The sequence below is a fragment of the Leeuwenhoekiella sp. H156 genome (genome assembly GCF_052218455.1).
GTDB classification, from domain to species: Bacteria; Bacteroidota; Bacteroidia; order Flavobacteriales; family Flavobacteriaceae; genus Leeuwenhoekiella; species Leeuwenhoekiella parthenopeia.
Genome location: NZ_CP197499.1, coordinates 2,409,063 through 2,433,605, shown reverse-complemented (window position 1 = coordinate 2,433,605; position 24,543 = coordinate 2,409,063). Strand labels below are relative to the sequence as shown.

Here is a 24,543-nt window from a genome sequence, read left to right as displayed (position 1 = left end):
ATGGACTTAAAGATAAAAGCGATAATCCTGTATCCAGTCAACACAGACTTGAAGCCGAGAGTCATAAACTTCAATGTAAAGAAGGTAAACGTGATTACTGGGTATAGTAAAAGAGGTAAGTCCTCGATTATCGAGATTGTTGATTACTGCTTAGGAAATAAGGAGCCGAACATTCCTATAGGTCGAATTAGAAATATGGTGTCCGTTTTTGCGCTTAAAGTAAACATCAATGGCACTGATACCTTTATTGGAAGAAATAGTCCTGGTCAGAACGGAAAAGGTTCCGATATAATGTATTATCAAGAGGTTTCCTCAAAAGGTGAATACCCAGATTTTAACACCAATAAGTGGAGACAGGATCTAGGTAAATATCAGATTAATAAAGAAAGTTTTGTTCAGACTTTAAACACAAAAGGTGGATTTCAAAATCTGGAAGAACAATCCTTCTTCTCAGACAAGCCTTTAACAATTGGGTTTAGAAGCACCAGCTCATTTTTATTTCAACCCCAGGGGCTGATAGCAAATGGAAATACAATTTTCTATAAGACGGAAGAATTCTACTATATAGACAGGTTAAAAATGTTCTTTCCCTTAGCGTTAGGATATAAGTCCTATGAAATTCTAATTCTTGATTCAGAAATTAAAGAACTTGAAAAGCAAGAAAAAAAAATAAGGGACAAAATTGAAGATATAACTCAGCGATATGAAAATTGGAAAGAAGAGATGTATGAATATTATAGCGAAGCGATTAATCTTGGCTTAACGAATACTGATATCAGTCTTTCAAATTCAAATGTCTATCAAATTAACCATGAACTAGATACAATCTTTAATGAAATAAGAGAGGATAGCACTTACAAGAAAGGTTCTGGAATTCTGTACAGTACAAAACTTGAAGACTTAGATTCTCGGAGAAAAAAGACTTTGCGAGAGTTACAAGAAAATAAAATAGAGCTTAATCGAATTCTAAATTTTGAATCGACTAAGGCAGATTACATCAAGAATGTTTCTAAAGAAATAGAAACTCGATTGAAACCCGTTGATTGGTTTCTTCAAAGAAAAGGAACAGACAAATGCCCTTTCTGTAATTCCAGCTCCCCCAAGGCTCTTGAAAATCTTCAAAGACTTAGGGATGTCAAAAACGATAATATCACCTTATTGGATAACGATCAAAATGATGCCTTTTCATTTGAAAAAGAAAAACTTGACCTTAGAAAGAAGATATCATCTTTAGAGGAAAATATAAAACAAATTGATAGCAATATCAGCATCATTCATACAGAACTCGAAGAAGATCAAAATTCCTATCAGAAAGTTTACGAGTTTGTTGGAAAAGTATCGAACTTTCTAAAACATATAGTATCGCCTTCTGATAAATATGATGAGGATTTAAAGAAAATTGTTGGAGACCTAGTTGTAAAAAGATCTAAAGTCTCAGGTTTAAGGAAAAAATTTGACAAACAGTCTACTTTGGAAAAGCTCACCCGGACAATTAAAACGTACGTAGACATTCTTCCGATAGAAAACAAAGAGCATTGCAATGTCTTACTTGACCCAGATAAACACTTAGGTATTAGAATTGAGGACACTTTGAATAAGTCAACAACTTTTCTAAACAAGATAGGGAGTGGTTCAAATTATATGTGTTATCACCTAGCAACCATACTAGGGCTTCATGAATTCTTCTATAACCTAAAGGAGTCAGGAAAAAAGAATTATGTCCCTACATTCTTGGTTCTAGATCAGCCTAGTCAAGTGTATTTTCCAGAAAGAATTGCCGAGAAGAAATCTGATTTAAATAAAAAGGAATCTGAGGATAAAGCAAATACAAAAAAGATATTTGAGGTCTGTAAAACATTCATGGAAAGAACTAACCATGAAGTTCAAGTGATAATTCTAGAACATGCCGATACTGATATGTGGCAAGGGTTAGAAAAGGATATAAACCTGGTTGAAAATTGGCGAGGTAAGGAAGATAATGGAGAATTTACCAAGGATTACAATGCTCTAATTCAGCGAGATTGGATTTTAGAAGACTAAATATTGCACTGATTTTGCAAATAAAAAAAAACTACCCCCCGCTACCGCCAGGCTGTGCCTGGTGGCTTAGTAGGATAAGCAGAAAAACAAATCAATGAACCCCACCTATGCGATTTATGCGATCATAAGGAAAAGAGTCTGAGCCGGGGCTCCATCTGTACGCTTACCGGGCATAAACCGGCGTTTAGTAATACCTGTTTAAAAATCAACCGGCTTCCTAATCCAATCTACTAAGATTCCTTAATTTTCGTTTAGCAAACCGCATTCCTATGGATGACGAACTTAAGCACTACATCAACCAATACATGCAGGAACAAAACAGCCGCTCCATCGCTGGATTTGAGGGCTACTCCCCGGAGGAAATGCACCAGCTGGTGTACAATCCCTATTCAGCAGCGAGTCCGTTGCAAGTGCTGCAACCTGCTGAAGTGGTTTATGAGCAATGCCCTATTTACAGGATGGCCCATTACCTGTTGACCTACATTCAAACTTCCGGCGAAGTAAAACTTACTGCCAAAGGCTATCTCCCCGTTAAACTGGTTAAAGAACTTTACGATCAGGGTTTTATTGAAGAGGAACACATCAGTCTGGGTATCACCAAACTTTATAAGGAACAGGATTCTCTGAGTATTAATCTTACCCGAAATCTATTACATCTCGCAGGGATTACTAAAAAACGAAAAGGCCAGCTTAGTCTAACTGCATCTGGTATTCAAATACTTCAAAAGCCGCACAAACTTTTTGAAAGCCTGCTTAAAACCATGACCCTTAGGTTTAACTGGGGGTATTACGATGCCTATGAAAATGAGTATTTGGGCCAAACCGGCTTTGGTTTTACTTTCATACTAATTGCTAAATACGGTTCTACCAAACGCACCGATGACTTTTATGGCGAAAAGTATATTAATGCATTTCCGGAATTTACGGAAACCATAGTCCCCCAATACCGCAGCATTATAGAATATCTTGCGCATTGCTATTCCATACGCACCTTCGAGCGCTTTATGGAGTATTTTGGATTGATTAAACTTACTAAAGAAGGAATGCGCATGGAACGAAAGCACTACATTCAAAAAACAGAATTCTTTGACCAGATCATACAAATCCGTCCACATCAAAAAACCGGAAGTAAAGGCTGAGATTTAGTCTTTATAAAATTCGGGATTTGAAGAACGCAACCCCGCACCCTTTTCCGCATCTGCGTATAAAACCAACTTATGAACGCGATCTTAAAATTGTGCTGCCTAATGCTGTTGACTTCCAATTTAAATTCCTGTACAGATCAGGATCTCGACGACAGCGTACCAGCAGGGGAATACAGCGGTACTTTTGAAGTCACCTACCCCGACGGCACTACCTACGACGGCCCCGTAACGGTAACTTTTGAAGCCGTCAAGACCTATTCTGCTACCGGGAATGAAGATCGTTACCCCGCAGGAGGAAGTGGTACCTATACCATTACTGATAACCAATTTAAGTTTAGTGATGAAAACTTTTGGACTGCAGAATTTGACTGGGGTCTGATCCTAAACGGTGGGTATACCTACACCTATAAAAACAAGCAACTTACGCTAACTAAAGGAGGTGAAGATTCGGCTACTTACACCTATACCCTAAACGCGGATTAATTGGTGTAAAACACACATCTAAACATCCCTCCGACTTTAAGGAAGGTGCGAACAGATGCTTTTAATTTTTGAGACTCCCTTCCTTTGAAGGAAGGGCTGGGGATGGATGTTTTGCAGACTTGCGAGTATGGGTGTCACTTCGAGTGGCTGAAGCAAAGCAATAGCGGTGCTACAGCTGTATCGAGAAGTCGTAGGAGTTAAAAATGTCTCTCGCTTGCCAGGCTTCTCGATACTATTTTTTCGAGCTCAAACTCTCAAAAATCACTCGAAGTGACATTTAACTAAAGAAGGAAGTCACGAGCTCCAAAACCAATAACCGACAGCAAGCTAAAGAAATGAACATCAAATAGAATCTATTACTTCTATCCATATTCCCTTTCTTTTGTCTTGATAGAAAAGAAACAAAAGATCAAGGCTCACAAGACGGTATCTAAATTTATTGTTCGCTGCACTGCATGCGCTTAACTCGGCCGCTAGGCGGCCTCAAACAGAACCGCCTGCTACGTTTTGCTAACTTCAAATTTTACGATACCTTCTTGTAGGCCATCTTTTGCATTAGAACTAAGAATTTTATTCTTTAGGTTACTTTTCTTTGAACAGGCAAAGAAAAGTAAAGAAGAATATAATGAATTTCTAAATAGACAATCTAACAACAGATTCCTGAGCCCCAAAAACCTTTTAGACTTCCTTCTCTAAAACTATTATGCGTAACTTTCAGGTTAGAAACGCTTTCAACTAATCGCATAAACGTAAAATAATGATTTCAAGAATTTTGGGAATTCTGGCAGGCCTGGCACTGCCGCTGTCAGGTTTGGCGCAACAGACTGCAAAAGACACGATTCACCTGTATTTTCTCGGCGGACAGTCTAATATGGAAGGCTATGGCTATACCAAAAACCTCCCCGATTCGCTGGACAACACCTTTGAAAACGTGTATATCTTTGAAGGAAACCCCACCGACGATGAGCAACCTCTAGGCGGGCAGGGTGTTTGGGAGCCCCTGCAACCCGGGCACGGCACCGGTTTTAAATCAGATGGAATAACCAATACGCATTCAGACCGCTTCGGCATCGAACTTTCTTTTGCCAAAAAACTGCAACAGTATTATCCCGATCAGAAAATCGCACTAGTCAAATATGCTAAGGGCGGTTCGTCAATAGACAGTCTCGCTGCCGGCCGTTTTGGAGCCTGGGACCCGCATTACAACGGCAAAATTGGCATCAATCAATACGACCATTTTTTAGCTACGCTCAATAACGCGCTCACCACTAAGGATCTGGACGGTAACGGTCGCGAAGATTATCTCGTCCCTATGGGTATTTTGTGGATGCAGGGCGAAAGCGACGGCGATAAAACCGAAGCCATTGCACAAAAATACTATCACAACCTCTCGCAATTGATGAACCTCATCCGTGCCAGTCTGCGCACCGATGATCTGCCGGTAGTGGTAGGCAAGATTTCCGACTCGTGGAATGCCCCCGATGGGAAGGTGTGGGATTATGGCGAACTCGTGCAGTACGCGCAGGAAAAGTTCGCCCGTGAAGACAGCAACGCCGCCATCATCCGCAGCACGCGTTACTACAAGTATTCCGATCCCTGGCATTACGACAGCGCCGGCTATATCAATTTTGGAGAACAGTTCGCCGATGCGGTGTACAGGTTGAATGAGTAGGTCTCATTACCAAAAACATTTTTTTTGAAGGCAAAGCCTAAAAACATCCCACCAAACCTCCCTTCAAAGGGAGGCTTTAGAATTATTGAAACTCCCTTCCTTTGAAGGAAGGGCCGGGGATGGATGTTTTGCTGACTTGTGAGTATGAGTGTCACTTCGACTGCGCTCAGTGTGGCACGCTCAAAGTGACATTTGACCACATATGGAGATTCACGAACACCCAATCAATCCAGGGTAGCCAGCTAAAAAATAACGAAATATCTTTAAAAAACGGAACTAATTTGCTTCACTCAAAGACAAAATTAAACCCCAATGAATTACCTACATCCCACCTTTTACTTCGACTATACCCACGAAAACATACAGCGGCTTATTGCAGCATTTAAAGACGATTCTTTAAGCGAAGCTGAAAAAGCCATTGGGTTGTATACCAAAGTGCGAGACGGATATTTATACGATCCCTATCACATCAGCCTTAATCCTGAAAATTACCGGGCAAGTGCTCTGGCGGAAAAGTCAAGAGGCAATTGTGTGGAAAAATCAATCGTGCTCATCGCAGGTTTGCGCGGCCTGGGCATCCCCGCCCGACTGAGACTGGGCAAAGTAGTGAACCACATCGCGGTAGAACGGCTGATGGAGAAATTTGGTTCTAACGCCCTTACGCCGCACGGTTCGGTCGATGTATATTTAGACGGTAACTGGCTCAAAATGTCTCCCGCCTTTAACGCTTCGCTTTGCGAAAAACTCAACGTAACCCCGCTGGAGTTTGATGGTAAAACCGATTCGTACCTGCAGGCCCACAATGCCGAAGGTTCACGCTTTATGGAATACCTGGAAGATTACGGGCATTTTGAAGACGTGCCGGTAACATTTATGATTAAAAATGTAAAGGAACACTATCCGCATATTTTTGATACCGACCAAAATGATTTGGAATTCAAACTCTAATTTTAAGTAGCTATGGTACTTATAATCTGTGGATTATGAACACAACCGAAGCAACCAATGTAGACGATTACATCACCGAATTTCCTCAGGAGGTTCAGGAACGGATGCGCGTCTTGCGCAGACTCATCAGGGAATACGCTCCCGAAGCTGTAGAAAGCATCTCCTATCATATGCCGGCTTACAAATTGAACAAAAAACCCTTCGTGTATTTTGGTGGATTTGCCAATCACATCGGCTTTTATGCCCAACCGGTTACCCACGATACGTTTAAGGATGCATTAACCGCTTATAAGCAAGGTAAAGGCTCCGTGCAGTTTCCACACAATAAACCTTTGCCTGAAAGATTGATCTGCGATATGCTTCAATTTAAAAAAGAACAACTTAACAAGCTATGAAAACAAAGCCAATCACCGTAAGTGCACACATCAATGCTGAAAAATTAAAAGTCTGGGAATACTACACAAGTTCCGAGCACATTGTGAACTGGAATTTTGCCGATCCCGGCTGGCATTGTCCCGAAGCAAAAAATGATTTACAGGTAGGTGGCACCTATTTTGCGCGAATGGAAGCCAAAGACGGCAGTTTTGGCTTTGATTTTGAAGCGGTTTATACCGAAATGAATCCCGGGAACAGTTTCACCTATGAATTTGGCGGTCGCGTGTGTAAGGTTGATCTAGCAGCAGCCGAAAACGGAACTCAAATCACCGTAAGCTTCGATCCCGAAGATCAAAACCCTATCGAAATGCAGGAACAGGGCTGGCAGGCGATTCTCAATAATTTCAAGCAGTATACCGAACGTAACTAAGAAGCTTCCAAAACAGCAGCCACCTTCCGTACCTCCTTAACTTCAAAAAAGCGCACCACTTTAGCCACAACCTGAAGCAGTTTGCTTTTCGGGTTTACGATTTTATCGGCTAAAGTTGCGATAACGACATCCCGCTTACCGATTGCATCAGCCTTATTTACTGCGGCAGCATATTCATTGGCAAACAGCCAGGCACCGTCACGCGCTACATTGATGCTGAAGGAAACCAGTTTATCTTCTTTGCCTTTGCCTACCAGTTCCAGTAATTTAAATAAAGGCGAAACTTGACCAATACGGTCTTTAACATCGGCCACCATACTCGCCAGTACGGCATTGATTTTATTGAAGTCCGTTTCCAGATCGGCAAGGTGATCATCGCCGGTGGTTAAGGCTGCGGCTATGCCCAAATCAAGATTGATGTGCGCGTTGATGCCCAGCAGCAGGTGTTGCATCACCATAGCTTCGTCTATCTTAAATGCGTTCGCCCAACTTTGAGTCGGTTTCTTGCCTTCTTTATAAGCGTGGTAGGCTTCAATATAGCGGTTGGCAAAAAGCACATCCAGCTTTTCCATTCGGGCATTGTTATCAAATTCGTTGGCTGCTATACCCGCCTTGATGCGTTTGGTCACCTTGTTATATAAAATAGGAAAGAATGCCAGACAGCTATTCTGTTGCTTTTCAAAAGCAATTATAGCATCCAGTTCAGTAATCACCTCGTCAATAGTAGTTGCAGGCATAGTCAGGATTTTGATGCACTAATTTCGCTATTTTCCGAAGAATAAAAAGATAGTATTCTGATTTTCAAAACAAAAGCAAATCGTTTTGATCTTTCCTGAAAAACTTATCTGTGGAAAAGTTCAAAAACCTTTCGATTAACTTTGTAAGCATCTGTAAATACTACTTCTTAACAATTAAATTTGAAACGAGAGGTGGATTTTATTCTTTAGCCCTCTTTTTCTTCAGCATAGCAAGTAGCCCCCGTTAAGAATTTTTGAAGCCTTGGAGAAAATTTAGGGGACTTCTTGCGGTTTTGCCTGATAAGGCAAAAATGCCTTAGAAAAAGTGTCGTTTCTTTTGGTTCGTTTTCTTTGGACAAGCAAATCGACGTTAGGAGATTCACGAGTTCCAAAACCTATAAGCGAAAGCGAGCTAAAGAAAATGAACAGAACAGGATATAAAACTATCCTTATCCTAACTTCCAATGATTTCCTTTGATACTTAAATATGGAAGATTGTAGAGTTCGCGTTTTCCTCTGCAAATCATAAAAAGAAAGTAGCTTTTTAACAAAAACCCCTAAAGCCTCCACAAGCTCATCACAAACTTGTAAATCGGGAAGGCTGCCTCTTTGGTTCTTGGTATATTCGGCACTATGCAAAACAGGAACAAAAAAGAAACGGACTTCAACGGCTATGTGCACGTTAAAGGCGCACGCCAGAATAATCTGAAAAATGTATCTGTTGAGATTCCACGCGATGCTTTGGTGGTCTTTACCGGGATATCCGGTTCGGGTAAATCCTCTTTGGCTTTCGGTACTTTATATGCCGAAGCCCAACGCCGGTATCTGGAATCGGTTTCCCCGTATGCACGGCGGCTTTTTAACCAAATGCCCATTCCGGAAGTTGACGAAATCACCGGGCTCCCACCTGCGGTGGCTTTGCAACAGCATCGAAGCACCGGCTCTACCCGCTCCACCGTAGGTTCGGTTACGACCTTATCAAACCTGCTGCGCATGCTTTACTCACGGGCCGGGAATTATCCTAAAAGTCAGGCCCTGCTTTATGCCGATTCCTTTTCGGCCAACACCCCGGAAGGCGCCTGCCCCGAATGCCACGGACTCGGAAAAACCTACAGCGTTACCGAAAACAGCCTGGTTCCTGATCCTTCGCTGAGCATACGCGAACGGGCGATTGCCGCCTGGCCCAGAGCCTGGCAGGGAAAAAACCTCAGGGATATTCTGGTGACTTTGGGCTACGATGTAGACATCCCCTGGAATGAATTGCCCCAGGACCAGCGCAACTGGATTCTCTTCACCGAAGAAACCCCAACCGTACCGGTATATCGGGACCGCAGTCCGCAGGAGGTTCAGCAGGCGATCAAACGCAACGAACAACCCAGCTACAAAGGCACTTATACCAGCGCTAAAAGTTACGTGTTGCATACCTATGCCAATTCGCCCAGTGCTTCGATGAAAAAACGCGTGGCGCAGTATATGACCGGCAGCATCTGCCCTACCTGTAAGGGCAAACGCCTGAAACCGGAATCCCTTTCGGTCACATTCGCCGGTTATGACATCGCCGATATTTCAAAGCTTCCGCTAAAAAAACTCTATGATGTATTTGTTCCTTACAGCACGGCAAATGCAGCGGTGTTTGACAACGAATCCATTTCGCAGGAAAAACGAATGGTGACCCGGCGCATCGCTGAAGATTTTGCAGGGCGCCTGGAAGTACTGCTCGATTTGGGTCTGGGTTACCTGTCTCTGGAGCGCAATACGCCCAGCCTTTCGCCCGGAGAACATCAGCGCTTGCGGCTGGCCACGCAGGTACGCAGCAACCTTTTTGGAGTAGTGTATGTGTTAGACGAACCTTCAGCAGGTTTGCATCCGGCAGATACTGAAGCCTTATTGCGCACCTTGGCTTTGCTAAAGAAAGGCGGAAACTCGCTTTTTATTGTGGAACACGAACTCGAAGTGATACGCCGTGCCGACTGGCTGGTAGAGGTAGGACCTGATGCCGGGGAAGGCGGTGGTCAAATACTGTATAGCGGTCCGCCGGAAGGTTTAAAAACCGTTGCGGCTTCAAAAACCAAAACCCATTTGTTTCAGGATCTATCCTTTGAGAAACCGGTGCGTCGTGAGGCTAAAAACTGGCTGGAGCTTTCCGGGATTACCCGAAACAACCTAAACGAGCTCCACGTGAAATTTCCACTGGGGGTTTTGACCAGTGTGACGGGAATTTCAGGTTCCGGAAAAAGCAGTTTGGTGAGTCAGGCGCTGGTTGATCTGATGAAGGCGAAATTAAAAAACAACACGCTCGAAGAGGAAGTCGAAGAAACCGAAGAACTTCTGAATTCCAACAACCCTGAACCCACAACTGGACATATTGCTGTAGGTGCCGAAAACCTGAAGCGTATGGTTGTGGTTAATCAAAAACCCATTGGCCGCACTCCACGGTCTAATCTGGCGACCTATACCGGTTTATTTGACCGGGTACGAAGCCTGTTTGCCTCTACCAGCCTGGCAAAATCCCGCAAGTATAAAGACGGAAGGTTTTCGTTTAACGTGGGAAAAGGACGTTGTCCCAATTGTGAAGGCGAAGGTGCCGTAATGGTAGAACTGCTTTTTCTGCCCAGCGTTTACGCGCCCTGCCCGGTTTGTAAGGGAATGCGCTATAATGAAGATACTTTAGAAGTCACGTACAAGGGTAAAAATATCGCACAGGTTTTGGAGATGACCGTGGCGCAGGCGGTAAACTTTTTTGAGGAAGAATCAGGCGTAAGCAAACCTCTTACCTTGCTGGAAGATGTGGGGCTGGGCTATTTGCGCCTGGGACAACCCGCCACCGAACTTTCAGGAGGCGAAGCGCAACGCATTAAACTGGCTAAAGAATTACAACGCGGGAACAGCGGGAAAACACTGTATATTTTAGACGAACCCACGACCGGCCTGCACCCTACCGATGTTGAAAAATTACAGACACAACTCCATAATCTGGTGGAAGCCGGAAATACGGTGATTGTGGTAGAGCACGATATGCAGGTAATCGCTGCAAGCGACTGGGTAATTGACATCGGTCCCGGCGCTGGTAATGAAGGCGGCAGCATCGTGTGTGCAGGAACCCCTAAAGCCGTAGCTGCAAACTCACAGAGTAAAACAGCGCCTTATTTAAAAAGAAAGTTGGCAGGCAACTAAATCAACAATATTTAAATTACGTACATTCCTCATTCAAATAGTCTTATGGGCTTTCAGTTTTAATCAATTGATTTAAGGTGTTTTAAACGGAGTTTATGAAAATCCTTTCAACCAATTTAGCCACACCCACTACCTTCATCTGGAATGGAAAAGAAGAAACAACGGGCATCTATAAAAAACCGGTAGATCAACCGCTTTATCTTACCAAAAATGATGTTATGGGCGATGAAGTTTCAGACCGGTTGCATCATGGCGGGTATTACAAAGCCTGTTATGTTTTTGCTTCTGAACACTATCCCTATTGGAAAAATTTATATCCCAATCTGTACTGGTCCTGGGGAATGTTTGGGGAAAATCTGACGCTTACCGCTTTTGATGAACACAAAGTCTATCTGGGGAGTATTTATGAGGTAGGCGAAGCGCTAGTGCAGGTTTCTCAGTACCGGGAACCCTGTTATAAATTGGGACATAAATTCGGCACTCCTAAAGTCATTAAGCAATTTGTGGAATATGGACTGGGCGGCACCTATCTCAGCATTCTCAAAGAAGGAAATGTCGCTGCAGGAGACCCCTTCAAACTGGTTGAACGCCCTTCAAACACTATGACCGTTGCTCAGTTATTTCAACTGGTTTTTGCAAAAGAAAAAGATCCGGCTCTTTTAAAAATAGCCTCACAAAGCGAAGCGATTCCGCCCAAAAAAAGAATGTGGTTTAGTTCGCACTTGTAAGCTCCATCAACAAAGGCTTTTAGTAAGACCTGCATCATCAATATCTGATCGGCTTCAGCGTGTTCAGATATTAACCTATTTACTCTGTATATAAGCAGGATAGCTTTTCTAATGCCTGGTTTTTCAGGACGAATCTCACATACCGGGCTTATGGAGCTTCAGTTCATTAAAAATGAAATAACTTTAAGCATAAACCCAACTCTTATGCGCGTAGCCTTTTTCAGCACTAAAAAATACGATCAGGACTTCTTTGAACAAACTAACGAATCCTTTGATCACGAACTTCGCTTTTTTGAAACTTCCCTGAATAAACATACAGCCTCTCTGGCGGAAGGTTTTGAAGCGGTTTGTGTTTTTGTGAATGATGCGCTCGACGCCGAAACCATCAGTAAACTGGCTGATTTTGATATCAAACTCATCGCCTTGCGCTGTGCCGGTTTTAATAATGTTGATCTTGAGGCTGCCGCCCAAAACAACATTAAAGTAGTACGGGTACCGGCCTATTCGCCGCAGGCTGTGGCAGAACACGCCGTGGCTTTGATTCTCACCTTAAACCGTAAAACCCATAAAGCCTATAATCGGGTTCGGGAAAATAACTTTTCATTAGAAAAACTTACCGGCTTCAACATTTACGGCAAAAGCGTTGGAGTTGTCGGTACCGGAATAATCGGGGCCTGCTTTGCTAAAATTATGCTGGGTTTTGGGTGTAAGGTGTTTGCTTTTGATGTTAAGCCTAATGACGAACTGAAAGATCGGGGTGTTCATTATGTAGAGCTTGAACAGCTGTTACGGGAGTCAGACATCATCTCGCTGCATTGTCCGCTCAATGAACAAACCCATCATCTTATGGATCGAAAAGCTTTTGAACAGATGAAAAGCGGCGCGATGCTTATCAATACCGGTCGGGGCGCTTTGATTGATACAACAGCAGTGGTCGAGGCCTTAAAACAGGAAAAACTGGGCTATCTGGGCATCGATGTTTACGAGCAGGAATCGGGTTTATTTTTTAACGACCGCTCGGAAACGATTAATAAGGATGATGATTTTTTAAGGCTGATGTCTTTTCCGAATGTGCTCATCACCGGTCACCAGGGCTTTTTCACCAAAGAAGCTTTAGAACAAATCGCAGAGGTAAGTCTTAAAAACCTCAGTGATTTTGAAGCCGGAAACGAACTTAAAAACGAGGTAAAAGCGTAGTTTTAACCCTTATGTCTTCTTCTAAAAAAACGCATACCAATCGATCCGGGGTGAAAAATCCCAGGCAGGATTTCACAGCTTCCGGTTTAAAATCCAAACTACACGCCCGCAACCGCAACCGTGAGCCTTATGATTTGGACGCGTTGATAGAATTAAAGCCCGGGCTGAAGGAACACCTCAAACCCAATAAATACGGTACAACATCGATAGATTTTGCGAATCCTAAGGCGGTAAAATTGCTCAATCAGGCATTGCTGGGTTTTTACTACGGAATACCCAACTGGGAATTTCCGGAAGCGAATCTGGTGCCTCCCATTCCGGGAAGGGCAGATTACCTGCATTACCTGGCCGATTTATTAGCCGAAAGCACAAACGGAAAAATTCCGCAGGGAAAAGAAATCAAAGGTCTGGATATTGGCACCGGCGCCAGCTTAATTTATCCCATTCTGGGTGTTGTAGAATACGACTGGGATTTTGTAGCAACCGATATTGATCCCAGGGCTATTGCTTCCGCAGCAAAAATCATTGAAAACAATACCATCCTGAACTCTAAAATCGAACTGCGCCTACAGGAAACCAAAGGGTCTATTTTTAAAAATGTGATCAAGCCCGGCGAGGCCTTTGACTTTAGCATGTGCAACCCGCCCTTTCACGCTACGCGGGATGCGGCTACTCAAGGAACGCGCAGAAAAGTGAACAACCTTACCGGAAACCAACAATCAACCCCCGATCTCAATTTTTCCGGGAATCAGAACGAACTCATCACACCGGGTGGAGAGCCTAAGTTTATCAAGACTATGATACGCGAAAGCAGCGCATTTGCTGAGCAGTGCAGGTGGTTTACGACTTTGGTCTCCCGTCAGGACTATTTAAAAGACATTTACAAACACCTGAAGCGCGCTGAAGCCCTAACCGTAAAAACGATCCCGATGGGAACCGGTAATAAAATAAGTAGAATTGTGGCGTGGTCGTTTACAGAGAACACTTAATAAAAAAAGACCTCACAGGTTTTGGAAACCTGTGAGGTCTGTTATCGTAAATTGCATTTATTTTTTCTTCAATTTCGCATTAATACGCTCTTCTTCCCCCTCTTTATTCTTTTTCAGCGCGCGTTGCGATTCGGTAAAATGAACACCTTCCCCGCCTCTGTGCATATCGGCCAGATTGCGTTCTACCAGATTCTTTCGTTTTAGATCACTCATAACTTAGCTTTTTATTTAAATATAGTAAGGTCTTCACACAAAACACGTTAAGGCGGCGTTAAAGGCAGCATATTGAGGTTTGGCAAAAAGCCTGCGCAAAGCCTTTTAAGAATAAACTGGTAATACTACTTTGATAAAACCTAAAACCGTAATTTCACGGCCTCAATAAGTTCATTACTTTATTTTTCATCTAACGGAACGGGTTACACATAACGTGCATTAATAGGGAATCTGGTGCAAATCCAGAGCTGTCGCGCAACTGTAAGTAATACCATAAGGCTTTGCCAAATCGAGTCCACTGTATCTCAAAAATATGGGAAGGACGGTAAAGCTGTTACAAGTCAGGAGACCTGCCTGTTCCGCTAAGACTTTGCTTTCGCGATCTGAAGCTATTGGTCTGGTACGATGCACGTAAATTTTCAAGGGGATACCTGTATCCTTTTGTAAGCTTCCTGCACCATCCTTCTCCGGTTTCTTCTCATCGTTTTGGCAAAGCCAAAATAGGGCAACGAACTTTTAAATCATTCATTCATTTAAAAGTTTAGCAACATGCAAACGCACATTCTGGGCTACCCGCGTATTGGTAGCCATCGTGAACTCAAGAAAGCCTGTGAGCAGTATTGGTCAGGTAAAATCTCACTCGACGAACTGCATCAAACCGGTGCAGAACTACGAATAAACAACTGGCTGATACAGCAGGAAGCGGGCATAGACCTCATCCCTTCAAACGATTTTTCGTTTTACGATCAGGTATTGGATATGTCCTTAACGCTTAAAGCGATTCCTGCACGTTATGCGCCTTTACTTGGCAAATCAGACAACAGCATACCCGATCTCTATTTTGCAATGGCTCGCGGTTATCAACGGGACGGGCTTGACCTTACCGCAATGGAAATGACCAAGTGGTTTGACACCAACTACCATTACATCGTCCCCGAATTCACTAAAGACCAGAAATTTGAATTATTTTCAACCAAAGCGGTTGACGAGTTTTTAGAGGCGAAAGATGCCGGTATACTTACCAAACCGGTTTTACTGGGGCCGGTATCCTATCTGCTTTTAGGTAAAGAAAAAGAAACCGGTTTTCACCGTTTAGATCTTATAGATCGCCTGCTGCCCGTGTATTTTAAACTGCTGGAAAAACTTCAGGAAAACGGGGCGGTATGGGTTCAGCTCGACGAACCTTTCCTGACGCTTGATTTAAGCCATCGTGAAAAAGAAGTGTACCATCGCGTGTATCACGAACTCCGGGAAGCCTTCCCGGCTTTAAAATTTCTACTGGCTACTTATTTTGAAGGTTTGGGCGGAAACCTGGATCTGGCAATTTCTCTGCCCGTCTGTGCCCTGCATATCGACCTGGTCCGCGCACCAGGGCAATTGAATCAAATCCTGAAAAAAGCCCCGGAAAACCTAAGCATTTCACTAGGTCTTGTCGACGGCAGAAACATTTGGAAAAACGATTATGAGGCCACTTTAAAAGAAATCAACCGGGCTATCAAAACCTTAGGATCTGCACGCGTCTTGTTGGCTCCCAGCTGTTCCCTGTTGCACGTACCCTGTGACCTGGATCTGGAACCGGAAACAAACGCCCTAACGCCGGAAATCAAAAACTGGCTGGCCTTTGCCAAACAAAAACTAGACGAAATCACCACCTTAAAAAACCTGGTGGAATCTAAAGACGAAGAGGCGGTATCGGGTATGCGAAAACTGCAGGCCAACATAGACAGCATCAAAAGCCGCAGGGAATCAAAGCGTATTCACAAAACTCAGGTTAAGCAAAGAACGGCAGCGATAAGCATTCAGGATGCTTTGCGCAATGAGGCCTTTTCCATTCGCAGGACGAAACAGCACAAGGCGCTTAAGCTCCCCCTGTTTCCTACCACAACCATAGGTTCTTTTCCACAAACCAAAGAAGTGCGAAGCTGGAGGGCACAATTTAAAAAAGATAACCTCACAGCGGCCGATTATGAGAACCTGCTCCTTGAAGAAACAGAGCATTGTATACGCTGGCAGGAAGAAATTGATCTCGATGTACTGGTGCACGGCGAGTTTGAACGCAATGATATGGTAGAGTACTTTGGCGAGCAGCTTGACGGCTTTGCTTTTACCCGGCTGGGCTGGGTGCAAAGCTACGGAAGCCGTTGCGTTAAGCCGCCCATCATATACGGTGATGTCGAACGCCCAAATCCTATGACTGTAAAATGGAGTACCTATGCACAGGGCCTTACCTCCAGAATTGTAAAGGGCATGCTCACCGGCCCGGTTACTATTTTGCAATGGAGTTTTGTGCGGAATGATCAACCCCGTTCTGAAACCTGTAATCAGATTGCCCTGGCCATACGGGACGAAGTACTCGATCTGGAAAAAGCCGGAATACGCATCATTCAAATAGATGAACCCGCCCTGCGTGAAGGACTTCCGCTTCGAAAAGCAGAATGGGATGCGTACCTCAAATGGGCCGTAAATGCGTTTTGCCTTTCGGCAGCAGGAGTTCGGGAGGAAACCCAGATCCATACGCATATGTGCTACTCAGAATTCAATGATATTATTGAACACATTGCCGCGATGGATGCCGATGTGATAACCATTGAATGCTCCCGCTCGCAGATGGAATTGCTGGATGCCTTTGCAGAATTTAATTACCCCAATGAGATAGGGCCGGGAGTATACGACATTCACGCCCCAAGGGTGCCTGCTAAAGAAGAAATGCTTGCCCTGATGGAAAAAGCAAGACAGGTTATTCCCGATAAACAATTATGGGTAAACCCCGATTGCGGACTCAAAACCCGGGGTTGGGAAGAAACACGTAAGGCTTTAAAGGCAATGGTTGAAGCGGCAAAAACCCTGCGGGAAAAAAGCCTGAAACCTGAAGAGCAGGAAGCTTTTTAAATCTTAAGGACTCCTGGCAATTAAAAAAGGCGGCCCAAACGGGCCGCCTCCTTACTAACAATTAAAATCTAACCTACTTTTTTAAATCATATCGATCCAGGTTCATCACCTTGGTCCAGGCTTTTACGAAATGCTTCACAAAACGCTCACCGCTATCTTCCAAGGCATACGATTCAGCCAGGGCACGTAACTCGGAGTTTGAACCAAAGATCAAATCTACACGAGTACCTGTCCATTTCTTTTCGCCGGTATTGCGATCACTACCTTCAAATACATCATCATTTTCAGAAACCGATTTCCACGTAGTGTTCATATCCAGCAGATTTACAAAGAAATCATTGGTCAAGGTTTCGGGATTATGGGTAAATACGCCGTGATGCGAACCATCAAAATTAGTGTTTAACACGCGCATACCACCTACCAATACCGTCATTTCAGGTGGAGTAAGGGTTAGCAACTGAGCACGGTCTACCAAAAATTCTTCGGCTTTAATTTTAAAACGGTCTTTCATATAATTTCTAAAACCATCTGCTACAGGCTCAAGCGCGTCAAATGCAGAAGCATCGGTTTGCTCTTCAAGCGCATCGGCACGACCGGGAGTAAAAGGCACGCTGATCTCGTGACCGGCATTGTGTGCAGCCTTTTCTACAGCAGCACTACCTGCAAGTACAATAAGGTCTGCGATTGAAACTTTTTTGTTTCCGCTTTGCGAATCGTTAAAGGACTTTTGAATGCCTTCTAAGGTGTTCAACACCGCGTTCAACTTCTCAGGATTGTTTACTTCCCATCCGCGTTGGGGTGCAAAACGAATGCGTGCTCCGTTGGCTCCACCACGTTTGTCTGAACCTCTAAAGGTTGAAGCGGAAGCCCAGGCCACAGAAACCAAATCAGAAATTGAGTGACCGGCATCCAGAATATTAGCCTTTAAATGCTCAATATCTGCATCGTTGATCAGCTCGTGATCTACAGCAGGAATAGGGTCCTGCCAGATCAATTCTTCCTGAGGAACTTCAGGGCCCAGGTAACGCTCTTTAGGTCCCATATCCCGGTGTGTTAGTTTAAACCAGGCACGAGCATAGGCATCTGCAAACTCTTCAGGGTTTTCCATAAAGTGTCTGGAGATTTTCTCGTAGGCAGGATCAAAACGAAGGGACAAGTCGGTCGTTAGCATAAACGGTGCATGCTTCACGTCAGGACGGTGCGCATCAGGTACAGTACCTGCACCGGCATCTCCTTTAGGTTTCCACTGGTGTGCACCGGCAGGACTCTTGGTCAATTCCCACTCGTAACCAAAGAGATTCTCAAAATATTTGTTGCTCCATTGGGTAGGCGTGTCGGTCCAGGCACCTTCAATACCACTGGTGATGGTATCTGCTCCTTTACCGCTGCCATAGCTGTTTTTCCATCCCATTCCCTGAGCTTCGATATCTGCTCCGGCAGGTTCAACACCTACGTATTTCTCAGGATCTGCAGCACCATGGGTTTTACCGAATGTGTGACCACCGGCAATAAGAGCTACAGTCTCATAATCGTTCATCGCCATACGGCCAAAAGTCTCGCGGATGTAATGTGCAGATTCTACAGGATCTGGGTTTGCATTATGCCCTTCCGGGTTTACATAAATCAATCCCATATGTGCGGCACCTAATGCTTTCTCTAATTCACCACCCTTATAACGTTCCTGGTTTGCAAGCCATTCGGTCTCTGCTCCCCAATATACTTCTTCGGGTTCCCAAACGTCTTCACGACCACCTGCAAAACCAAAAGTTTGAAGTCCCATAGACTCGTGAGCACAGTTTCCGGCAAGGATTAGAAGGTCTGCCCATGATAATTTATTTCCGTATTTCTTTTTTATAGGCCAAAGCAGCAAGCGCGCTTTATCTAAATTGGCATTATCGGGCCAGCTGTTTAAGGGAGCAAAACGCTGCTGCCCGCTACCTGCGCCGCCACGACCATCGTGAATACGATAGGTACCGGCCGCGTGCCAAGCCATACGTATAAAAAACGGACCATAGTGCCCGTAATCTGCCGGCCACCAGTCCTGGCTGTTGGTCATTAAGTCGAATAAATCCTGCTTTACCGCTGCAAGATCTAATGATTTAAACGCCTCAGCATAATCAAAATCTTCATCCATAGGATTTACCTTAGATGAGTTTTGCTTCAAAATACTTAGGTTTAATTGCTCTGGCCACCAGTCGCGGTTGGTTGTCCCCTGACCGGTAACGTGATGCATCTCTCCGTTAAGGAAAGGACATTTAGCTGAAGATTCGTTTACCTCCCAGACTTTTCCGTCATTACCGTGGTTTGATTTGTTTGTGTCCATATATATGTTTTAAATGAAATTTTTCCAACGTAAAACAACCATTTTAAAACGAGTTATTGATATAAGTTCAATCTATACATTTTATAAAATGATAGTCATTGCCTATTTACATCGATTGAAATGTTAGAAAATCACTTGAATTTAAAGAAATGTACCCGAAAAAGGGGGCTAGAAAATCTTAAGGAAGACTTAAAATTCAATCTGAAATTTCAATATTTTAGAGTACAGCTTTCCCACAGCTCCTATTAAAGATTAAAAAACCAACGGTTATGTCCTTATGAAATCTAAAGTCTTACTCGTCGTTAGCATCCTTTTCGGATTGATGTTTATCAATTCGGGGCTCAACAAACTCTTTAATTATATGCCTATGCCCGAAGATATCCCGGCAGCAATGCTCGAGGTGATGGGGGCTTTTGAAACTATAGGCTGGTTAATGCCTCTGGTCGCCGGGGTTGAAATTCTGGGAGGTATTCTGGTTCTATTTAAACCCCTGCGTACGCTTGGTGCCGTGATGCTGTTTCCCATTCTTGTAGGTATTATGCTCCTTCATATCGTAAATGAACCCAGCGGACTTGTAATCGGTCTGGTATTCTTTGCGATTGAATTGTGGCTGCTGTATGAAGGCAGGGAAAAACTTAAACCCTTATTTGGCGCATAATATTCTGGAAACGGCTAACTTTCCACTTCAGTAAAAAAGCTATGCATCCTAACGAAGAAATCCTGGAACAATTTTACAGCGCCTTCCAAAATCACAATCCACTTAAAATGACCGCGTGCTATCATAAAAACGTGGAATTTTCTGATCCGGCTTTTGGCAATATCAAAGGGGATCGCGCCCGGGCGATGTGGTTTATGCTTATTGAACGTGGTGGCGATGATCTAAAGGTCACCTATTCAGATATTCAGGCAAACGATTATAACGGCAGCGCCAAGTGGACGGCTACTTATAAATTTGGTCCTGAAAAACGCACAGTGGTGAATCATGTGGTGGGCACCTTTTACTTTCAAAATGGAAAAATCCTGCAACACACCGATCATTTTGACCTGAGTAAATGGGCGCGACAGGCTTTGGGTTTTAAGGGTTTTTTATTGGGTAAAACCAAATTCTTAAAACTCAAGATTCAGCAGCAAAGCAGTGCCGCTCTTTCTAGATACCTGCGTGCCATGCGCAGTATTGAAGAAGACGCGGTTTAAAGAGAAGCCATCTTAGCCTGAAAAGCTCCCGGCGAGGTATTTTTAATACGCTTAAATACCCGGTTGAAGTACGAGCGACTTTCAAACCCACAGTCCAGATAGATGTTTTTAATTTTTCGGTCGGGATCCTGCAGCAGACTTACCGCTAATTTGATGCGTTCGGTATTGATGAAATCTACCGGTGAGACACCCAGCTCATTTTTAAACACCCGGTAAAAATTAGATTCGCTCATACAGGCTTTTTGACTCAGTTGCTCCACCGAAATGGGTTCATGAATGTGTTCGCGTATGTAGTCGATAATAAAGGAAAGGCGATTATCAGGACTTAGTTTAAAGGTTTTATCGGTGTAAATTTTTCGGTTATTGGTTTGCAAAATGCGCACGATAAGCTCCTGCAGCATATTGTCTACAAAGAAATCTTTTGACGGATGGTTTTCAGTAAACAAAAACAAAAGCCGCTGTAAGATCTGGTAGATGCCCACATCATTGGTAAAGTGAAAGTTATAATCCATCAGGCTCCATTCGCTGCCGTCATCTTTGGTAAGGTTTTCATTCATCAGCGTCACCACGCGTTTGATCTTGTCTTCGGCAATAGCCATTGCCAGACAGCGGGTAGGATTAGTTCCCTGAGCTTCCGGAAAATCAATACACATGAGTTCGTCTGCAGGCAAGATCAGCGACTCCCCCGGTAAAAAGTCAAAGCTATTGTGATCGCGCAGGTGCATAATCTTTTTGCCGCGCAGCATACTGGCCAAAACCGGCTTGTCAAATTTGAGCAAAACCCGTTCTGCCTTCTGATGCGTTTCAAAAACGTGCATCGCAGCATTATTCAAGGTGTAGGAAGTCTGGTTCTCTACCAGATTTTCCAGTTTTCGGTTTTTATAAAAAGAATCAGAAAGCTGCATAGATCAATCTTTAAATGCATTCAACCAAAACATTATTCTTTCAGCTTCAACTGAAGCATTCGCAATCAAAAATTTTTAGTTTACTAAATTTACAATTTTAGAGCCTAAAAAATCACATATCCTTAATTATTAATAGAATAGTTCACTGATTTGATAGAAACGGTCAGCACATTGGCCATGGTCTTGTTTAACTTTAGCTAACACTAAAGCTTTCAGCAGTTTCCCCACTTCAAAGGCAAAACAAATAAAGACGTATAATTTAAAAAGACAAATCTTATGAGTAATGTACAAACCGCTTCCGCAAACGTTGTAGAGAAGCCCAAGTTTAAAGACCAATATGAAAATTACATTGGCGGTAAATGGACAGCCCCTGTAAAAGGACAGTATTTTGATAATGTGTCTCCCGTTGATGGCGCAAACTTTACGCGTATTCCGCGTTCTACCGCCGAAGATGTAGAGAAAGCCATCGATGCCGCCTGGAAAGCTGCTCCCGAATGGAATAATTCTTCCGCCGCTTACCGCAGCAACCTCTTGCTGAAAATTGCCGATGTTATGGAAAAAAACCTCGAGACGCTCGCCCGTGCCGAAACCTGGGACAACGGTAAAGCCATCCGCGAGACCCGCGCGGCCGACTTACCTCTGGCTGTTGACCATTTCCGTTACTTTGCAGGGGTTATTCGTGCCGAAGAAGGCTCAGTGAGCGAACTCGACAGCAACACCGTGTGCATCAATGTAACCGAACCCCTTGGAGTTGTTGGTCAGATCATTCCGTGGAATTTCCCAATTCTTATGGCAACCTGGAAACTGGCCCCAGCCCTTGCCGCCGGTAACTGCGTGGTACTTAAACCCGCAGAACAAACTCCCGTAGGTATCCTTATCCTGATGGAACTCATTGAAGACATCCTGCCTGCCGGTGTGCTTAATATCGTTAACGGTTTTGGTGCCGAAGCCGGTAAACCGCTTGCCTCTTCACCCCGCATCAACAAGATCGCCTTCACCGGTGAGACCACAACCGGGCAGCTCATTATGCAATATGCTTCTAAAAACATCACACCGGTAACGCTGGAGCTGGGTGGTAAATCGCCTAACGTATTTTTTGAAAGCGTGATGGATGCTGATGACGAATTCTTTGACAAATGCCTTGAAGGCGCCGTGATGTTTGCCTTAAATCAGGGTGAAGTATGCACCTGCCCATCGCGACTTTTAGTGCAGGAAAGTATTTACGACAAGTTCATTGAGCGCGTGATCGAACGCACCAAAGCCATCAAGCTGGGGCATCCGCTGAGTCCGGACACGATGATGGGCGCACAGGCTTCTAACGACCAGTATGAGAAAATTCTCAATTACATCAATATTGGTAAAGAAGAAGGTGCCGAAGTGCTTTGCGGTGGCGGTTCTGCCTACAATGAAGGCCTTGAAGGCGGGTATTACATTCAGCCTACCATCTTAAAAGGAAACAACAAGATGCGCGTATTTCAGGAAGAGATTTTTGGTCCAGTGGTCTGCGTAACGACCTTTAAAGATGAAGCCGAAGCTATCGAGATAGCAAACGACACACTTTACGGTCTGGGTGCCGGGGTTTGGACGCGCGATACGCACCAGGCCTACCAAATCTCGAGAGCCATTAAGGCCGGTCGTGTTTGGGTAAACAACTACCACAATTACCCCGCTCACGCTCCTTTTGGAGGTTATAAAAAATCAGGAATCGGTCGTGAAAACCACAAAATGATGCTGGCGCATTACCGTCACACCAAGAATATGTTGATTTCTTACGACAAAAAGCCAATGGGCTTTTTCTAAAAACAAAATCATGACGCAACGGGTACAGGCTACAGAAGCCGCAAAAGAAATCATAGATCAGTTACGGGAGCAACACGGTGAATTGATGTTTCACCAGAGCGGCGGCTGCTGCGACGGCTCCTCGCCTATGTGCTTCCCCAGGGGAGACCTGATGATCAATGAGACCGATGTGTATCTGGGCACGATTCACGGCTGCGAGTTCTTTATGTCAAAAGACCAGTTTGAGTACTGGAAACACACGCAACTCACCGTAGATATCACGCCCGGCCGGGGTTCCAGCTTTTCTTTGGAAATTCCATTGGGGATACGATTTGTGATCAAATCCCGAATGTATACCGAAGACGAGGCCAAAGACCTCAGCCCTACCCGAAGCGGTGAAGAATAATTTAGACAGACCTCAATAACAAAACCCACACTTCAGTTGAAATGTGGGTTTTTTAGTTTTTGGGCGATTGCTAAAGCACCGCGCTATCCGCTGTATCTTTTTTTCGCCGCAGGCTCAAAAAAGGATGCCGCTACTATCGCTATCGCAAGGGCTAGCCAATACGTAATCCGTTTTTAACAGAAAGATCAGGACTTAACAAGGTTACCTCATCTCCTGCTACCGCTCCCAAAACGAGGCATTCACTCATGAAATTGGCAATCTGCTTTTTAGGAAAGTTTACCACCGCAACAACCTGCTTTCCTACGAGTTCGGTGCGGTCGTATTTTTTGGTGATCTGCGCCGAAGTTTTGCGCACGCCGATTTCATCGCCAAAATCAATTTGCAATTGGAAAGCCGGTTTTCGGGCTTCGGGAAAATCACTAACAGTCATAATCGTCCCCACGCGCATTTCCACGCGTTCAAATTCGGCCCAGGTTAAATCGTTATCCATTAATGCTCGATCTTCAGTTTTTGAATCATTTCCTGAGAAATTTGACCGCTGTAAGCACCGTAAGCATCAACCAGCAGGCCTTTTTCGCCGCTGTGTGTATTAATGAGATACAGCACCGAATTATCCCCGGGATTGGTCATTCCTTCAAAACGAAAGGCATCTTCTACTTCAATTTGCCCGGCATTCCAGGTTTTTTTTAAGTGCTTGGATTCGATGCCATCGTCTACCAGATTAAAATCGGTATCGTAGCCCTTATCTTTTAAATCCTCTATCGCTTTTGAAAGCGAACTGTATGTATTTTTCATGGTATTTTAGTTTTACTCGATTGTTCGAGATTAAATGAATTGAAAATTCTGTATTTAAATAAAGCCCGAATGGCCTTACTGATCATCCAAGTAATGGATTTCATTAAAGTTACAAAGGCAC

The 24,543-nt window shown here is 44.0% G+C and carries 22 protein-coding genes and 1 riboswitch; of the genes, 16 read left to right on the top strand and 6 right to left on the bottom strand.

Annotated elements, in window-relative coordinates:
* From ACSSS3_RS10580 to ACSSS3_RS10550, 7 genes are all read left to right on the top strand, one after another.
* Positions 1-2,040: a DUF3732 domain-containing protein gene (locus tag ACSSS3_RS10580; protein ID WP_442844592.1), complete on the top strand. Its 2,040-nt coding sequence runs from the start codon at positions 1-3 to the stop codon at positions 2,038-2,040.
* 269 nt (positions 2,041-2,309) lie between these two features.
* On the top strand, positions 2,310-3,179 hold the full coding sequence (locus ACSSS3_RS10575; protein ID WP_442844591.1) for a hypothetical protein: 870 nt from the start codon (positions 2,310-2,312) through the stop codon (positions 3,177-3,179).
* A gap of 78 nt (positions 3,180-3,257) precedes the next feature.
* A complete protein-coding gene (locus ACSSS3_RS10570) occupies positions 3,258-3,668 on the top strand; it encodes a hypothetical protein (RefSeq protein ID WP_442844590.1) in 411 nt (136 codons plus the stop codon).
* Positions 3,669-4,425: 757 nt separating this feature from the next.
* Positions 4,426-5,340 (top strand): sialate O-acetylesterase, encoded by a 915-nt coding sequence (locus ACSSS3_RS10565; protein ID WP_442844589.1) that lies wholly within the window; start codon positions 4,426-4,428, stop codon positions 5,338-5,340.
* A gap of 312 nt (positions 5,341-5,652) precedes the next feature.
* Positions 5,653-6,288: a transglutaminase-like domain-containing protein gene (locus ACSSS3_RS10560; RefSeq protein ID WP_442844588.1), complete on the top strand. Its 636-nt coding sequence runs from the start codon at positions 5,653-5,655 to the stop codon at positions 6,286-6,288.
* Between the two features lie 35 nt (positions 6,289-6,323).
* Positions 6,324-6,683 (top strand): iron chaperone, encoded by a 360-nt coding sequence (locus ACSSS3_RS10555; RefSeq protein ID WP_442844587.1) that lies wholly within the window; start codon positions 6,324-6,326, stop codon positions 6,681-6,683.
* Positions 6,680-7,093 (top strand): SRPBCC domain-containing protein, encoded by a 414-nt coding sequence (locus ACSSS3_RS10550; protein ID WP_442844586.1) that lies wholly within the window; start codon positions 6,680-6,682, stop codon positions 7,091-7,093. Before ACSSS3_RS10555 ends, ACSSS3_RS10550 begins: the two co-directional genes overlap by 4 nt.
* Here the strand turns inward: ACSSS3_RS10550 and ACSSS3_RS10545 are convergent.
* Positions 7,090-7,830, bottom strand: a complete 741-nt coding sequence (locus ACSSS3_RS10545) for a DUF5995 family protein (RefSeq protein WP_442844585.1) — start codon at positions 7,828-7,830, stop codon at positions 7,090-7,092. The two genes, ACSSS3_RS10550 and ACSSS3_RS10545, sit on opposite strands and share 4 nt — an antisense overlap.
* Positions 7,831-8,463: 633 nt before the next feature.
* Here ACSSS3_RS10545 and uvrA point away from each other — a divergent pair.
* The 4 genes from uvrA (at position 8,464) to rlmF (ending at position 13,918) form a co-directional block, all read left to right on the top strand.
* Positions 8,464-11,004: an excinuclease ABC subunit UvrA gene (gene uvrA, locus ACSSS3_RS10540; protein ID WP_442844584.1), complete on the top strand. Its 2,541-nt coding sequence runs from the start codon at positions 8,464-8,466 to the stop codon at positions 11,002-11,004.
* Between the two features lie 95 nt (positions 11,005-11,099).
* Positions 11,100-11,732, top strand: a complete 633-nt coding sequence (locus tag ACSSS3_RS10535) for an MOSC domain-containing protein (RefSeq protein ID WP_442844583.1) — start codon at positions 11,100-11,102, stop codon at positions 11,730-11,732.
* Between the two features lie 204 nt (positions 11,733-11,936).
* Positions 11,937-12,929: a 2-hydroxyacid dehydrogenase gene (locus ACSSS3_RS10530; protein ID WP_442844582.1), complete on the top strand. Its 993-nt coding sequence runs from the start codon at positions 11,937-11,939 to the stop codon at positions 12,927-12,929.
* Between the two features lie 11 nt (positions 12,930-12,940).
* On the top strand, positions 12,941-13,918 hold the full coding sequence (gene rlmF / locus ACSSS3_RS10525; RefSeq protein WP_442844581.1) for a 23S rRNA (adenine(1618)-N(6))-methyltransferase RlmF: 978 nt from the start codon (positions 12,941-12,943) through the stop codon (positions 13,916-13,918).
* A gap of 57 nt (positions 13,919-13,975) precedes the next feature.
* On the opposite strand, the gene ACSSS3_RS10520 is transcribed toward rlmF, so the two are convergent.
* Positions 13,976-14,131 carry a hypothetical protein gene (locus tag ACSSS3_RS10520; protein WP_442844580.1) on the bottom strand — a complete coding sequence of 52 codons (156 nt, stop codon included), beginning with the start codon at positions 14,129-14,131 and terminating at the stop codon, positions 13,976-13,978.
* Between the two features lie 183 nt (positions 14,132-14,314).
* Positions 14,315-14,503: riboswitch (cobalamin riboswitch) on the top strand.
* Between the two features lie 177 nt (positions 14,504-14,680).
* On the opposite strand from ACSSS3_RS10520, the gene metE reads away from it, so the two are divergent.
* Positions 14,681-17,020: a 5-methyltetrahydropteroyltriglutamate--homocysteine S-methyltransferase gene (gene metE / locus ACSSS3_RS10515; RefSeq protein WP_442844579.1), complete on the top strand. Its 2,340-nt coding sequence runs from the start codon at positions 14,681-14,683 to the stop codon at positions 17,018-17,020.
* A 73-nt stretch (positions 17,021-17,093) separates the two neighbouring features.
* On the opposite strand, the gene katG is transcribed toward metE, so the two are convergent.
* Entirely contained in the window at positions 17,094-19,343 is a 2,250-nt protein-coding gene (katG, locus tag ACSSS3_RS10510; protein ID WP_442844578.1) for a catalase/peroxidase HPI, read from the bottom strand.
* A gap of 277 nt (positions 19,344-19,620) precedes the next feature.
* Here katG and ACSSS3_RS10505 point away from each other — a divergent pair, with 277 nt between their 5' ends.
* Positions 19,621-20,001 (top strand): DoxX family protein, encoded by a 381-nt coding sequence (locus tag ACSSS3_RS10505; RefSeq protein WP_442844577.1) that lies wholly within the window; start codon positions 19,621-19,623, stop codon positions 19,999-20,001.
* A 41-nt stretch (positions 20,002-20,042) separates the two neighbouring features.
* Positions 20,043-20,537: a nuclear transport factor 2 family protein gene (locus ACSSS3_RS10500; protein ID WP_442844576.1), complete on the top strand. Its 495-nt coding sequence runs from the start codon at positions 20,043-20,045 to the stop codon at positions 20,535-20,537.
* Here ACSSS3_RS10500 and ACSSS3_RS10495 read toward each other — a convergent pair.
* Positions 20,534-21,442, bottom strand: a complete 909-nt coding sequence (locus ACSSS3_RS10495) for an AraC family transcriptional regulator N-terminal domain-containing protein (RefSeq protein ID WP_442844575.1) — start codon at positions 21,440-21,442, stop codon at positions 20,534-20,536. The genes ACSSS3_RS10500 and ACSSS3_RS10495 overlap by 4 nt on opposite strands.
* Before the next feature lie 276 nt (positions 21,443-21,718).
* Here ACSSS3_RS10495 and ACSSS3_RS10490 point away from each other — a divergent pair, with 276 nt between their 5' ends.
* Together ACSSS3_RS10490 and ACSSS3_RS10485 are read left to right on the top strand one after the other, a co-directional pair.
* On the top strand, positions 21,719-23,242 hold the full coding sequence (locus ACSSS3_RS10490) for an aldehyde dehydrogenase family protein (protein WP_442844574.1): 1,524 nt from the start codon (positions 21,719-21,721) through the stop codon (positions 23,240-23,242).
* 10 nt (positions 23,243-23,252) lie between these two features.
* Positions 23,253-23,627 (top strand): DUF779 domain-containing protein, encoded by a 375-nt coding sequence (locus ACSSS3_RS10485; protein WP_442844573.1) that lies wholly within the window; start codon positions 23,253-23,255, stop codon positions 23,625-23,627.
* A 151-nt stretch (positions 23,628-23,778) separates the two neighbouring features.
* Here ACSSS3_RS10485 and ACSSS3_RS10480 read toward each other — a convergent pair whose 3' ends face one another.
* Both ACSSS3_RS10480 and ACSSS3_RS10475 read right to left on the bottom strand, forming a co-directional pair.
* Entirely contained in the window at positions 23,779-24,117 is a 339-nt protein-coding gene (locus ACSSS3_RS10480; protein WP_442844572.1) for a tRNA-binding protein, read from the bottom strand.
* Positions 24,117-24,422, bottom strand: coding sequence for a phosphoribosylpyrophosphate synthetase (locus ACSSS3_RS10475; protein WP_442844571.1), 306 nt, complete (start codon positions 24,420-24,422; stop codon positions 24,117-24,119). The genes ACSSS3_RS10480 and ACSSS3_RS10475 overlap by 1 nt, the downstream gene beginning before the upstream one ends.
* Between the last annotated feature and the right edge of the window lie 121 nt (positions 24,423-24,543).

What these genes read in the sequence shown, in the direction of transcription:
- ACSSS3_RS10580 (WP_442844592.1), top strand. Translation starts at nt 1, where the DNA reads ATGGACTTAAAGATAAAAGCGATAATCCTGTATCCAGTCAACACAGAC.
- ACSSS3_RS10575 (WP_442844591.1), top strand. Translation starts at nt 2,310, where the DNA reads ATGGATGACGAACTTAAGCACTACATCAACCAATACATGCAGGAACAA.
- ACSSS3_RS10570 (WP_442844590.1), top strand. Translation starts at nt 3,258, where the DNA reads ATGAACGCGATCTTAAAATTGTGCTGCCTAATGCTGTTGACTTCCAAT.
- ACSSS3_RS10565 (WP_442844589.1), top strand. Translation starts at nt 4,426, where the DNA reads ATGATTTCAAGAATTTTGGGAATTCTGGCAGGCCTGGCACTGCCGCTG.
- ACSSS3_RS10560 (WP_442844588.1), top strand. Translation starts at nt 5,653, where the DNA reads ATGAATTACCTACATCCCACCTTTTACTTCGACTATACCCACGAAAAC.
- ACSSS3_RS10555 (WP_442844587.1), top strand. Translation starts at nt 6,324, where the DNA reads ATGAACACAACCGAAGCAACCAATGTAGACGATTACATCACCGAATTT.
- ACSSS3_RS10550 (WP_442844586.1), top strand. Translation starts at nt 6,680, where the DNA reads ATGAAAACAAAGCCAATCACCGTAAGTGCACACATCAATGCTGAAAAA.
- ACSSS3_RS10545 (WP_442844585.1), bottom strand. Translation starts at nt 7,830, where the DNA reads ATGCCTGCAACTACTATTGACGAGGTGATTACTGAACTGGATGCTATA.
- uvrA (WP_442844584.1), top strand. Translation starts at nt 8,464, where the DNA reads ATGCAAAACAGGAACAAAAAAGAAACGGACTTCAACGGCTATGTGCAC.
- ACSSS3_RS10535 (WP_442844583.1), top strand. Translation starts at nt 11,100, where the DNA reads ATGAAAATCCTTTCAACCAATTTAGCCACACCCACTACCTTCATCTGG.
- ACSSS3_RS10530 (WP_442844582.1), top strand. Translation starts at nt 11,937, where the DNA reads ATGCGCGTAGCCTTTTTCAGCACTAAAAAATACGATCAGGACTTCTTT.
- rlmF (WP_442844581.1), top strand. Translation starts at nt 12,941, where the DNA reads ATGTCTTCTTCTAAAAAAACGCATACCAATCGATCCGGGGTGAAAAAT.
- ACSSS3_RS10520 (WP_442844580.1), bottom strand. Translation starts at nt 14,131, where the DNA reads ATGAGTGATCTAAAACGAAAGAATCTGGTAGAACGCAATCTGGCCGAT.
- metE (WP_442844579.1), top strand. Translation starts at nt 14,681, where the DNA reads ATGCAAACGCACATTCTGGGCTACCCGCGTATTGGTAGCCATCGTGAA.
- katG (WP_442844578.1), bottom strand. Translation starts at nt 19,343, where the DNA reads ATGGACACAAACAAATCAAACCACGGTAATGACGGAAAAGTCTGGGAG.
- ACSSS3_RS10505 (WP_442844577.1), top strand. Translation starts at nt 19,621, where the DNA reads ATGAAATCTAAAGTCTTACTCGTCGTTAGCATCCTTTTCGGATTGATG.
- ACSSS3_RS10500 (WP_442844576.1), top strand. Translation starts at nt 20,043, where the DNA reads ATGCATCCTAACGAAGAAATCCTGGAACAATTTTACAGCGCCTTCCAA.
- ACSSS3_RS10495 (WP_442844575.1), bottom strand. Translation starts at nt 21,442, where the DNA reads ATGCAGCTTTCTGATTCTTTTTATAAAAACCGAAAACTGGAAAATCTG.
- ACSSS3_RS10490 (WP_442844574.1), top strand. Translation starts at nt 21,719, where the DNA reads ATGAGTAATGTACAAACCGCTTCCGCAAACGTTGTAGAGAAGCCCAAG.
- ACSSS3_RS10485 (WP_442844573.1), top strand. Translation starts at nt 23,253, where the DNA reads ATGACGCAACGGGTACAGGCTACAGAAGCCGCAAAAGAAATCATAGAT.
- ACSSS3_RS10480 (WP_442844572.1), bottom strand. Translation starts at nt 24,117, where the DNA reads ATGGATAACGATTTAACCTGGGCCGAATTTGAACGCGTGGAAATGCGC.
- ACSSS3_RS10475 (WP_442844571.1), bottom strand. Translation starts at nt 24,422, where the DNA reads ATGAAAAATACATACAGTTCGCTTTCAAAAGCGATAGAGGATTTAAAA.